Below are 12,441 nucleotides of genomic sequence, written 5' to 3' on the forward strand. Positions count from 1 at the left end.
ATCAGGCGAAGCGCCTCAGTCTAGGCGGAAGGGCTGGGACGAAAGTGAGCGTATCCTCGTAAGTAGATTCACAACTCGGCGCACCTGTTCGCGCACCTGCTTCGTCATCTCTGCCATGGTTTGGCCGTTTGCCCGGGCGTCGTCCTCCCCGAACTCCACGAGTGTCACGCCGCGAGCCGCGATACGACCTGGAGCAGGCGCGGACACCTCGTACAGCTCCAGCTCCGAATCGAGCAGCAAGTTGAGAGCCGGCAGCATGCCGTTGGCCCGTGAGAGGGGGTCGGCGGGTTCGGGATCGGCCACGAGGCGAACAATGCGAAGGTCACCCAGTGTGACCTCTTGGAACTTCGTATCCCCCTCGGTAACCAGCTTGGCCACGGCTCGGTTGCTGCTGGATACGGCGCTGCGACGGACGGGCACGCGGTCCTGCGCGAGCATGTGGAGGACATTCGATGCCCGTTCGGCAGTCGGCGGGTGAGTTTGGAAGATGCCCCAGTCCAGCGCAGGCTGCATAGCGTTCTTCCAGTAAAGCCGCTCCATCATCGTGAGCATGCCCACGGGGTTATAGGGTGACTCGCGGAGCAGCGCGTACGCCCCGATGTCGGCGTCGAGCTCGGCCTTCAGGATGTAGCGGTTGGTGCGTGCCACCTGATACAGCATGGTGCCCGTAATGATGTTGTAGGTGTTCTCGCTGCCACCGCCTGTCGCCAGCGCAGCCGCCAGGGCCGCAAGCATCGAGTCGCGGTTCACCTTCGCTTGGTCCTCGCCGACTTTGCGCAGGTGATGATGGGCAGCGTGGATGATCTCGTGCGCCAGGACCGCTGCCAGCTCGTCGTCCGACTCCACGAAGTCCAGCAGTCCCGAGTGCACGAAGATAAAGCCGCCAGGCATTGCGAACGCATTCACGTCTTTGTCTTCAATGTAGAAGAACTGGTAGTCGAAGGGTGCTCGGCGGCCATAGCCGTAAGTGGGCTGCAGCTCCTTGCGCTTCGCGATCTCGGCCAGAGCATTGCCAATGGTGCGGATGCGGGCGAGGATCGCCTCGTCTTTCCCCAGCTTTCCCGAGGCTTGCACTTCGGCTAGGCCCTTCTTGCCCATCTCCACTTCCTGCTTGTCCTGATCGGAGAGTGCCGGGTCGGAAGGTGGCGTCGCCGCCTGACCCTCTTGGCCGACTACGGTCGTCGCCAAGAAGTTGGTCGCGAGCAGGAGCCAGAGGACAATCCTAGTGCGCATCACTTACCTATACGTCGAAAGGCCGCATCCGAGGCGCCCGGGGGCAGGAAGTGAGAGCGCACTGGGAGTAGCTCTGGCCCTAGAGTACCCCCGGAGGATTGGACATGAATCGCATTCGCATTGCAGGCGTTGGCACGGGCGGCATCTTCGGAGCGCACCTGCGCGCCTACCCCGAAATCCCTCAGTTCCAGCTTTGCGCCCTCGTGGACCCCAACGAGGACAACATCGGTCGCACGCAGCTCAGCATGTGGCAGCTCTACGAGGAAAAGGCCCAGCAGGCCGAGGCTGCCGGTGATGCGCGCACAGCCGACCTCCTTCGAAATGACGTGGCCTCGGTCAAGACCTACAGCAGCCTATCTGCCTTGCTTGCCGACGAGAAGCTCGACGCAGTGGACATCTGTACTCAACCCAAGGATCACGCCCCCTTGGCCATCGAGGCTCTCAATGCTGGCGTCCACGTGATGTGCGAGAAGCCGATGGCACGGTCGTACTACGACTGCCTGCGCATCATGGAGGCCGTGCAGCGCTCGGGCAAGCTGTACCAGCACAACGAGAACTGGCTGTGGGAGCCCTTCTACTACACCGCCAAGAAGCTGATTGATGCGGGCTGGATCGGCGAACCGGTTGCGATGTACCTGGCTACCGCGCACGGCGGGCCGGAAGGCAACCCCAACTTCTGGCAGAGCGGTATCGGCGGCGGGGGCGCGCTGCTGGATTGCGGCATCCACGCAGTGGCAGGCGCGTGGTTCCTCAGCGGCCTCGCGAAGCGGCCCACGATGGTGAAGGCCGCACAGCCGATCGGCATCACCGTACGCATGCCGGAGCGAATCATAAACGGCAAGTTCGATTCGGTGCGGGTAGAGGACGACGGGCACATACTGATCCGTTTCGAGGACCCGGCGACCTCGGCGTGGACCACCGCCCACGTCGAAGGCTCATGGAGCCATCGCGACTCGCCCGAGACCATGGTGTGCGGGACCACCGGCTTCCTGCGCATGCACGAGGACGAGAAGGGCAAGCACTGGGCGGTCGTGACGGACGCCAACGGGGCGGAGCGTCGTGTGGCGGCGACCGGACCGACGTGGATGCCCTGGCCGAGTAGCTTCTATGGAGAGATTCTCAACTTTGCAGAGTGCATTCGGGCTGGGACGCGTAGCGTGTCGGACGAGACGTTCGGCCTGGAATGCCAGGTAATCGTCGGCGCTGCATACCTATCGCAGCTTCGGGGCGGGAAGGGCGTGTCGCCCACGGCCTTCCGTAAGTTCGCACAGGACCTGAGGAAGAGGCATCCGGAGGACGCCGACGACCGATTGGTGGAGGCGCTGCTTTGCGCCGTCCGCCCCTCCGCCTAGCGGTTTACGGAACAAGGCTTGGGGCTGCGCGAGCCTGCTCGCGCGCTTTGGCCCGTGCTACCGTGGCGGCTACTTGCGCATCTGGCCATCTCCCGCCGCGATCTGGGCTTCTGCCTAAGCGCGTGTTGAGTGAGCGCAGGGGTGTATCACGGCGGGGATGGGATGCCCCGGGGCGGTCCTCACGTTCCAGCCATGGGCTCGGTGGCTGCTAGTCGGCCGACGCGGGTCAGGCAATCGAGGGTCGAATCTGGATTCCCGCCTTCGGGCCTGTTGAAAAAGTCTCTATGCCCTGGCCCGCGTCCGACGACCTGCGCCCACTGAACGCACACTGTGAACCTGAGGACCGCGCCGGGGCATGATTCGGACGTGCCGCGCGGGTGCATTCCTTGGCTTTTTCAACGGGCCCCTTCGCGGGAATGAAAGACACTATGCTAATTCTATGATACATTGTCATTGCTAATTTCGTGACACGTTGTCATTCCCGCGAAGGCGGGAATCCAGGTCAGCGGACCGGATTGGTGGTGACAGTGGCCCGTGGTTTCGCCGTCCCGTCGGACGGGGGCAACGCCGGGACGGCGAAAGTACCTTTCGTACCCCGGCGATCGCGGAGGAGTTGCGGCAGGGGCTTGGGGGCTCCTGCCACGCAGCCTCACTGTGGCGAGAAGAAAACGTGACCCGGCTCGTGCAGTCCCGTAGGCAACCCTATGCCTCTATCGGAGGCAGGGGCATAGGGAGCCAGGTGAAGAACCGAGCGTCTCCACTTCCAGCACCACCTTCGACGACGAGCGGATGTCCTACGTAGGTATTACGACAGGCGATATCGGTTCCCAGGCTCACTCCCACAGGCTGCCCCGACCTTTCCGGCACTCCACCGCAGTGCCTCTCGCGCCGAGAATGGGAATAACTGGGAGGGGAATCTCCATGCCTGCACAGAGCCTTTCCGACACGGAGCTCGACGTCCTCCGGGAAGTCACCAACATCGGGCTCGGCAATGCGATCACTACGCTTGCCGACATGACCAAGCGCAAGTTCCTGATGAGTGTGCCGGACGTGCAGGCGGTGGGTCTTGCCGAAGTCCCCGGCTTCTTCGGGAGCGACCAGGCCATCCTGGCTCTGTATATGCCAGTTTCCGGAGCGCTCGACGGGCACGTGGCGCTCATGCTCCGTTGGGACTCTGCCGGGGAGCTTTGGGACATGCTGCTCGGCTCCCACCCCGAGAACGTGTGGCAGATGGACGAGATGTACGCCTCGGCTGCGCTGGAAGTCGGGAACATCGTGCTTTCAAGCTTTCTGAACGCCATCGGTTGCCTTGCTTCAGGCACGTGCCACGCCTCGCCACCCTATCTAGCGGTAGACAGAGCCGAGGTGCTGCTCGAAAGCATCGTCAGCCAGGCGTGGGCCGAGCAGTCGGAGGTTCTCGCATTGAACACCGATTTCCGAGAGGAAGGGCGCGCTGCGACCGGCTACTTCCTCTACATTCCTTCCGAAGGCAGCCTGGAATCGCTGTTCCGGGCCCTCGGGGTGCGAAAGGAGGCCGCATGACCCCACGCAGCGTGAATGTCGGTATGGCCGAAGTGAGATCGTACAAAGGGCCCGCCGCCTACACGTGTTTGGGACTGGGCTCGTGCATCGCGGTATGCCTCTTGGACCCTGTGGCGGACGTCTCGGTCGTTGCCCACATCATGCTTCCTCGCAGCTTTCCCGGAAAACCGACGGAAGAGCCGGGCAAGTTCGCTGACACGGCGGTACCCGAGATCAGGCGCCAACTGGAAGCCCTCGGAGGCAACGTAGCCGATGCCTCCGTCGCCTACGCTGGGGGCGCGCAAGTGTTCCAGTTCGGGTCTGGCGACAAGAACCGCCTCGACATCGGGGCACGCAACAGCGAGGCGGTGAGACAGGCTCTGACGGAGCAGGGCTTCCGCATCGTCGCCACCGATATCGGCGGAGCCTCGGGACGATCGCTGGTGTTCGAGAGCGGCACCGGCTCCGTCCGCATACGCTCGTTCACCCAAGGAGAAACCGAGTTGTGTAATCTGCGCAGGCAAGCACTACGGGCGGCATAGGAGGCACCGATGGTACCGCTCACGTTGGATGAAATCGTCAACAAGACCTCCGACCTCCCGTCCATCCCCGAGGCCGTGCTCTCGGTGGTGCGCCTCTCGGGCGATGCCAACGCCACCGCGTCCAAAGTCGCAGGCAAGATCGCGTACGACCAGTCGCTGACCGCTCGGGTGCTCCGACTGGCGAATTCCGCCTACTACGGGCTTCCACGGAAGATTACGAGCCTGCAGGAAGCCGTAGTCATGCTGGGCATGAAGACAGTGAGACACCTGGCCCTCGTCGCCTCCACCTTCCCGTGGCTGAATCAACCGAGAAAGGGCTACGCGTTGGCGCCGAGGGCGTTATGGGAGCACTCGATAGCCGTTTCCATCGGGGCGCAGTTGCTCGCGGCCCGCTCGCGCAAGGTGAGCGGCGAAGAGGCGTTCAGCGCCGGCCTGCTGCACGACCTGGGCAAGGTGGTGCTCAGCATGTGGATGGAGGCTCGCCTTGCGGACCTCGTGGTTCGATGCGAGCAAGAGCAGGCGCCCTTCGACCAACTGGAGCGCGAGGAGTTCGGGTTCGACCACTGCGACGTAGGAGCTTACCTAGCGCAGCGGTGGAATCTCCCCGAGGTGCTGGAGAAGGCAATCCAGTATCACCATTCTCCCGGACGCTGCGACCCGCCGGAGCTGTTGGTAGACTGCGTGCACATCGCCGACGTGCTGGCGATGACCCTCGGCTATGGCCTCGGTGGCGACGGGCTCTGCTACACCCTCAACACGGGGAGCATGCAGCGCCTAGGGCTGGAGGCCGAGGACTACGATTGGGTGCTCGCCGATATGCACCCCGCGGTTGCCAAAGCTCTCGACGCTTATGTCGTGAAGTAGGTGCTTGGATGCCCATCCGCGTATTGGTCGTAGACGCCTCGGCCTTCATGCGGAGGCTGATCACGAACTTTCTGCAGTCCGACCCGGCCATACGCGTTGCGGGCGAAGCCGCCGACGGCCGAGAGGCATTGGAGGTCATCCCCCGCCTTCAGCCGGACGTCATCACGCTGGACGTTGCCATGCCAGAATTGGATGGCATCGAAACTCTCCGCCGCATCATGTCCTCACGTCCGAGGCCAGTGGTGATGCTGAGCAGCCAGACGATGGAAGGTGCTGCACCCATTATCCGAGCGCTGGAACTCGGCGCGGTGGACTTCGTTGCTAAGCCACCCCAAGGCGGCGCCCAGGCGATGGCTGCCATGCGAACCGAACTGATCGAAAAGGTGGTCGCTGCTGCTCGCGTGGATGCGGCGGGACTTCGATCGCTGGCGGATCGCAGTTTCGTGGTTCCGCGCGCCGACCTCTCCCAGGGTTCGCCCGCATTGGGGCGTGATGAGCAGGTGATCGTCATCGGCGCATCCACTGGCGGACCGAAGGCTCTGACCCACGTCTTCGGGGCACTGCCACACGGCTTCCGGCCGGCCATACTAGTGGTGCAACACATGCCACCCGGATTCCCCGAACTGCTCGCGGTCCGCCTCTCCGGGATCGGCTCTGTGCACGTGCGGATTGCAGCAGACGGAGATCGAGTGACTCCCGGAGAGGCCTTGCTTGCTCCAGGGGGATTCCACATGCGAGTCTCTGCCGATGGCTCGGTGGTGCTGACGGACGAACCGCCGGTACAGAGCGTTCGCCCCGCAGTGGACATCACGATGCAGAGTGCTGCCCAGGTCTTTGGAGATCGGGTCGTGGGAGTGGTGCTGACCGGTATGGGCCGCGACGGGACCGCGGGCCTGCAGGCAATCCAAGCCCAAGGCGGCTTCACCCTGGCCGAGGCGGAAGAAAGCTGCGTGGTTTTCGGGATGCCGAAGTCGGCCATCGAGGCGGCATGTGTGGACTGTGTCGTGCCGCTCGACAGCATCGTGCCGACCATTCTCCAGATGAATAGGAGCCTGCATCGCTGTGCTTGACAATGGGATGCGGTGGGAACGCTTCAAGCGAAAGGTCTGGGAGCACGCTGGTGTGGACCTCACTCAGTACCGGGCGTCGCAGATGGACCGCAGGCTGGCTTCGATGGCCGAGCGTGTGGGGGTCGAAGGGCCTGAGCAGTTCTGGCATTGGCTGACTGCCGAGGATGGCCGCATGCAAGCGTTCATTGACCGCCTATCGATCAACGTGTCCGAGCTGTTGCGGAACCCGGAGAAGTGGGACGAGCTCCAGCGAGCGGTCCTGCCAATCTTGCTCAACGACCGCTCTTGCTTGAAGGCTTGGAGCGCGGGCTGCTCATACGGGGCAGAGGCCTACAGCCTAGCCATGCAGCTTCAGGAGAGCGCGCCGTTGGGTTGGCATACCATCTTGGGCACAGACATAGACCAGGAGGCTCTAGACCGTGCTCGCGACCCGGAGTTCAGCGAGGCAGACATGCGGTTTGTCTCAGAGGCGCGGCGAGAGGCGTTTTTCGAGAAGCGGGGCGAAGGTTATGTCCCGAAACCCATCCTAAAACGCCGGGTCGAGTTCCGACGGCATGACCTTCTGCAGGACCCGTATGGAACCGACTACGACCTGATCCTGTGCCGGAACGTAGCGATCTACCTGAACGATGCAGCAAAGCAGCGACTCTACCGAGGATTCGTAGAGGCACTGCGTCCCGGCGGCGTGTTGTTCCTAGGTTCGACGGAGCGCATCTCGCGATGCCGTGACTTGGGGCTCGAGACCTATATGCCGTTCGTGTACCGAAAACCGAAGCGAGGCGAAGACAGATGGCTACGCGCATCCTGATTACCGACGACGCGCTGTTCATGCGGGTTACTCTGAAGAACATCCTGACAAAGGCAGGCTACGAAGTCATCGGGGAGGCCGCGAACGGCGTCGAGGCCGTCGAGATGTACGGGAAGCTGCATCCGGATATCGTGACCATGGACATCACGATGCCGGAGATGGATGGCATCACCGCGCTCAAGGAGATCAAGGCCCGCTATCCAGACGCGAAGGTGGTGATGTGCACGGCGATGGGGCAGCAGGCGATGGTAAAAGAGGCCATTACCTCGGGCGCCAAGGACTTCATCGTGAAGCCCTTCCAGCCGGAGCGCGTGGTCGAGGCGGTGCAGAAACTGGAGGCTGCATAGCGGCGATCTGCAGATGAAGGTAGACCACATCAACCCGTTCATAGCCGCCGCGGTCTCGGTTCTCCGGACCGTGCTGCGCGTGGAGCCGGAGCGAGGTTCGGTTTCTGCACGCCCTTGCATGTTCACGACCAAGCAATGCAACGTGCTTACCGGTATAGCAGGTGCCGTCGAGGGCCAGGTGATCTACGGGATGTCCCTCATCACCGCGGACCGCATCGCCACTCAGATGCTTGGCCGACCAGTGGTGACCTTCGACCAAATGGCGGCGAGCGCGGTGGCCGAACTGGGCAACATGATCACGGGAAACGCCGCCACCCTGCTTGCGGAAGCAGGCGTCCGGACAACGATCACTCCGCCCACCATCCTGCGTGGCACCAACGTGCGGGTGTCCACTCTGGATATCCCAGCCCTCGCCATCCCACTCACGCTGGGTGAGCTAGGCGAGTTCGAGTTGACGGTGAGCCTTCGGGAGTATGAGCCGTGAGGATCGAACCTACGACTCCTCCTCCGCAGCATCCCGGTGTGGAACCTGGGGTTCGAAAGTCTCCGCCGCGAGCGACAGAGGCATCCAAAATCTCGGCGATGCAAGTAGGTGCCTTTCGTAAGGCGCTGAAGGCACAGCAAGAACGGCTTCCTCAGCCGGCCCAAGAGCCGGAGCCCGACGGTGTACGGGGACGCCGATTGGACATCCGAGCCTAGACCGCGACCCCGCGACGGGTCCTCCTTCTGGTACCTTGCTCCCATGCTCATGCTGCATGATGCCGACATCTCGTCCGGGCCGCTGGTCGGCAAGCGGGTAGCGGTTATCGGGTACGGTTCACAGGGACGGGCGCAGGCGCTGTGCCTACGCGACTCGGGGGTTGACGTGCGTATCGGTGTGCGCCGAGGCCCGAGCTGGGAGCGCGCGGAGAGCGATGGGCTGCCGGTTGCCGAGATCGCTGATGCAGCAGGCGAAGCGCACGTCGTCGCCCTGCTTGTGCCGGACAGCGCACACCGGGAGGTTTTCTCCGTGGTACGGCCGTCGCTCGGACTAGGCAAGGCGCTGGTGTTCGCGCACGGTTTCAGCCTGCTGTACGGCGTGGTGCAGCCGCCCAGCGACGCGGACGTGGTGCTGGTGGCGCCGATGGGGGCCGGCCCCACGATGCGCGCGCTTTACGAACAGGGCGCGGGCGTTGCCGGGTTGGTGGCGGTGCACCAGGACGCCACCGGCTCGGCTCGTCAGCTTGCCCTCGCCTATGCGAAAATGCTCGGCTGCGGGCGAGTCGGCGTGATGGAGAGTACGGTGCGGGAGGAGGCGGAGACCGACCTGTTCGGCGAGCAGGCGGTGCTGTGCGGGGGGCTGACGGCGCTGATGCTCGCGGGCTTCGACACACTCGTGGAGGCAGGCTACCCCGAGGAGATCGCGTACTTCGAGTGCATCCATCAGGTGAAACTGCTCGCCGACCTGGTGCACGAGCACGGCATTGCAGGCATGAGGGAGCGCATCTCGGACACTGCGCTGTACGGCGACCTGACACGCGGCCCTCGAGTGGTGGGCGATGCGAGCCGTGCGGCAATGCGGGAGCTGCTCGATGAGATACGTAGCGGCGCCTTCGCGCGCGAGTGGCTGGCTGAGCAGGAGAGCGGCCAGACCAACCTGCAGAGATTGCGAGACCAGGCAGCTCAGCACCCCGCTGAAAAGGTCTCGCGCAGGCTTCGGCGTTAGCCGCCGAGTACAATTTCCCCCACCGTGCAACCTCTGCTAGAACGCCTGAAGGGCCCAGTGCTGCTCGCGGACGGGGCAATGGGCACCGTGCTCCAAGATATGGGCCTGCACCCGCCCTTCGACATGGCCTGCCTCACGCACCCGGACTGGGTGGTGGAGGTGCACCGGAAGTACCTGGAAGCCGGCGCGGAACTGATCGAGACCATCACCTACAGCTCCAACCGAGTGAAGCTGCAGCCCTTCGATCTCGAAGACCGCGTAGGTGAACTGAACAGGCAAGCGGTGCGACTGGCTCGGGCAGCAGCTGGACGAGACGCGTACGTGCTGGCGGGGGTCGGCCCGGTCGGCAGACCGCTCGCTCCCGTCGGCTCGATTCCGGATGACGTGGCCGAAGCAGCTTTTCGCGAGCAGATCGAGGCGCTGCTGGAAGAGGACCCCGACGGCCTGCTGCTCGAGACTTTCTATGACATGCACGAGTTCCGGATCGCCGTGCGCGTCGCGCGCGAACTGACGGACAAGCCGCTTGTCGCCAGCAAGACGTTCATCGAGGATGGGGACACTCTGGCGGCCGGGCTGCCGGAGCGGGTCGCAGCACAGATCGCCTCGTGGGGCGTGGACGTGGTTGGTGCCAACTGTACGATCGGGCCGCAGCGAATGCTGGACGTCGTGCGGCAGATGGCTGGAGCCACGGACCTGCCCATCTGCGTGATGCCGACACCAGGCCTACCACAGCTCGTGCGTGGACGCATTATGTACGACACCACGCCCGAGTACTTCGCCACATACTGCGCCCGCCTGGCAGAGGCGGGGGCGAGCATCGTGGGCGGGTGCTGCGGCGTGACTCCGGAACACATCCGCGCGGTCGGCGCGCTGGTGAAAGGGCGACTGCCGGGCCGCCGACCGGGTGTGGCTTTGGCGCGGGAACGCGAGGAAGCGAAGCCCCTGCCCAAGGCGGAGAGATCGCAGTTCGGACGAGACCTGGGCAAACGGTTTTTGGTGGCGGTGGAGCTGGACCTGCCACGCGGCCTGGATATGAGCAAGGTGCTGCACGGCGCCCGCGCTCTGAAGGAAAAGGGCGCCGACGTGATTGATATCTCGGACGGCGCGCGGGCGCGGCTGCGCATGAACCCGGTTGCCGTGTCCCGCCTGATCCAGGAGCAATGCGGTATCGAGGTGATGATGCACTTCTCGTGCCGTGACAGAAACCTGCTCGCCATTCAGGCTGACCTTCTCGGCGCGCACGCGCTCGGCATTCGAAACATCCTGGCGGTAACGGGGGACCCCGCGCAGATAGGCGATTACCCGACGGCTACAAGCGTATTCGATCTGGACGCCATCGGCCTGGTGCGCGTGTTGCGACGTATGAACGAAGGGGTGGACATGGCCGGCAACAGCATCGGCGTGCTGACCAACTTTACCATCGCTGTCGCCTTCGATCCCCTGGCGCGCGACATGGCTTTGGAGGAAGACCGGCTCCATCGCAAGGCGGATGCTGGGGCGCATGCGGCATACACGCAACCGCTCTTCGACGTCGTGGCGGCAGAGCGGGCAGTGGAAACGTGTACGAGGGCAGGTCTACCTGTGCTGATAGGTGTGTTACCACTACGAAGCTCGCGCCACGCCGAGTTCATGCATAACGAGGTGCCGGGCATCCACATTCCGGAGTGGATTCGGAAGCAGCTCGAAGATGCGGACGAGGCGGAAGCCGGCGAGATCGGCATTGCGCTCGCCCGAGACTTCGTGGCCCAGGTGCAGGGCATGGCGCAAGGGGTCTACCTGATGCCACCATTCGGCAACTACACCGTAGCGGCCGCCGTCATGGAAGCGCTGGGGCTGAGATGACCACGCTGGAGTGGGCCGAGAAACTGCTCGCGGAGGGCCTGGAGTTCTGCCTAGGCGTGGTAGTGGCCAAATCCGGTTCGGCGCCGCAGCAGCCGGGGGCGAAGGGACTGTTCCTGGCCGACGGAAGGGTGATAGGTACGCTGGGCGGCGGGTGCTTGGAGGCCGAGTGTCGGCGACTGGCTCTCGACGCGATGCGGAGCGGGAAGCATGTGTACCGCGAGTTCTCTATGGACGACGACTTCGGCTGGGACGATGGGTTGATATGTGGTGGCAGGGTACAGGTTCTCTTGCTACCTCGACCTGAGACCTTCGCGAGTGCCCTGCGTGCTGCCAATCAGGCACGTGCCGAGGGCAAAGTCGGCGTGTTAGTCTACGAGCTGACAGGAACGCGAGGTGGTAGCGTGGAATGGGACCCTACGACTGCCAGTGATTCGGGACGCCGTGCACTGCATGCTCGCAGAGAAGTGTTGGCGGACGAGGGAGGAAGGCGGGTGTTCGTGGAACCCGTCGTGCCTCCTGACCGGCTAATCGTCTTTGGCGCAGGACACATCGGAGCCATGATCTGTGAATGGGCGGCGAAGTGCGACTTTCAGGTTACCGTGGTGGATGATCGGCCCACGTTTGCCCATCGCGAGCGACTGCCTTCTGCGCACGATATTGTCGTGGAGCTTCCCGAAGTGGCTGCGAGCAGTCTGCCAATAGATGAACACACCTACCTGTGCATCGTCACACGTGGTCATAGGAACGATGCGTCCGTGCTACGCGCGGTGATACACTCTCCTGCGGCTTACATCGGCATGATAGGTAGCCGGCGCAAGGTTGCGGTGATGCGCCGGGAATTCGTTGCGCAAGGCGTGTGCAGCGAAGACATTTTCGACCGGGTTCGTTCGCCGATGGGATTGCCCATCGGGGCAGAGACGGTGACTGAGATTGCGATCTCGATCCTGGCCGAGCTTCTTCAGACTCGCGCCTCGCTCCGCGGTCCGCTTCTGGCCCGCTGCGGGCCGAAGCCGCTGAGCACCGCCACCTAGGACAACTGCCCCGCTGCCTACAACACTCGCAGAGGTATAGGGGCTCGCAGGCCGTGCTGCTGGTACGTAGGGATACCGCCACGCCGTCCGTGTCGAAGCAACCGTCATGCTGAGCCTGTCGAAGCA

At 63.7% G+C, this 12,441-nt stretch carries 12 protein-coding genes; 11 read left to right on the top strand and 1 reads right to left on the bottom strand.

Translation table 11 applies throughout. The features are described 5' to 3' along the window. Positions 1-15 precede the first annotated feature (15 nt). Positions 16-1,233, bottom strand: coding sequence for a M48 family metalloprotease (locus HRF45_04575; protein MEP0765801.1), 1,218 nt, complete (start codon positions 1,231-1,233; stop codon positions 16-18). Positions 1,234-1,337: 104 nt separating this feature from the next. Between HRF45_04575 and HRF45_04580 the strand changes: the two genes are divergently transcribed. The 11 genes from HRF45_04580 (at position 1,338) to HRF45_04630 (ending at position 12,315) form a co-directional block, all read left to right on the top strand. Then, on the top strand, positions 1,338-2,585 hold the full coding sequence (locus tag HRF45_04580) for a Gfo/Idh/MocA family oxidoreductase (GenBank protein ID MEP0765802.1): 1,248 nt from the start codon (positions 1,338-1,340) through the stop codon (positions 2,583-2,585). 921 nt (positions 2,586-3,506) lie between these two features. Beyond that, entirely contained in the window at positions 3,507-4,127 is a 621-nt protein-coding gene (locus tag HRF45_04585) for a chemotaxis protein CheC (GenBank protein ID MEP0765803.1), read from the top strand. Further along, positions 4,124-4,648, top strand: a complete 525-nt coding sequence (locus tag HRF45_04590; protein ID MEP0765804.1) for a chemotaxis protein CheD — start codon at positions 4,124-4,126, stop codon at positions 4,646-4,648. The genes HRF45_04585 and HRF45_04590 overlap by 4 nt, the downstream gene beginning before the upstream one ends. A gap of 9 nt (positions 4,649-4,657) precedes the next feature. Further along, on the top strand, positions 4,658-5,512 hold the full coding sequence (locus HRF45_04595; GenBank protein MEP0765805.1) for an HDOD domain-containing protein: 855 nt from the start codon (positions 4,658-4,660) through the stop codon (positions 5,510-5,512). A gap of 8 nt (positions 5,513-5,520) precedes the next feature. Beyond that, positions 5,521-6,582, top strand: coding sequence for a chemotaxis response regulator protein-glutamate methylesterase (locus HRF45_04600; protein MEP0765806.1), 1,062 nt, complete (start codon positions 5,521-5,523; stop codon positions 6,580-6,582). Beyond that, positions 6,575-7,390 (top strand): protein-glutamate O-methyltransferase CheR, encoded by an 816-nt coding sequence (locus HRF45_04605; GenBank protein ID MEP0765807.1) that lies wholly within the window; start codon positions 6,575-6,577, stop codon positions 7,388-7,390. The genes HRF45_04600 and HRF45_04605 overlap by 8 nt, the downstream gene beginning before the upstream one ends. After that, positions 7,372-7,737 carry a response regulator gene (locus tag HRF45_04610; protein MEP0765808.1) on the top strand — a complete coding sequence of 122 codons (366 nt, stop codon included), beginning with the start codon at positions 7,372-7,374 and terminating at the stop codon, positions 7,735-7,737. Before HRF45_04605 ends, HRF45_04610 begins: the two co-directional genes overlap by 19 nt. Before the next feature lie 13 nt (positions 7,738-7,750). Further along, positions 7,751-8,221, top strand: a complete 471-nt coding sequence (locus HRF45_04615; protein ID MEP0765809.1) for a chemotaxis protein CheX — start codon at positions 7,751-7,753, stop codon at positions 8,219-8,221. 258 nt (positions 8,222-8,479) lie between these two features. Next, positions 8,480-9,442 carry a ketol-acid reductoisomerase gene (gene ilvC / locus HRF45_04620; GenBank protein ID MEP0765810.1) on the top strand — a complete coding sequence of 321 codons (963 nt, stop codon included), beginning with the start codon at positions 8,480-8,482 and terminating at the stop codon, positions 9,440-9,442. A 24-nt stretch (positions 9,443-9,466) separates the two neighbouring features. Further along, complete coding sequence (locus HRF45_04625; protein ID MEP0765811.1) at positions 9,467-11,284, top strand: bifunctional homocysteine S-methyltransferase/methylenetetrahydrofolate reductase; 1,818 nt, start codon at positions 9,467-9,469, stop codon at positions 11,282-11,284. Next, entirely contained in the window at positions 11,281-12,315 is a 1,035-nt protein-coding gene (locus tag HRF45_04630) for an XdhC family protein (GenBank protein MEP0765812.1), read from the top strand. Before HRF45_04625 ends, HRF45_04630 begins: the two co-directional genes overlap by 4 nt. The last annotated feature ends 126 nt before the right edge of the window (positions 12,316-12,441 follow it).

It is taken from the genome of Fimbriimonadia bacterium (assembly GCA_039961735.1).
Taxonomy (GTDB): Bacteria; Armatimonadota; Fimbriimonadia; order Fimbriimonadales; family JABRVX01; genus JABRVX01.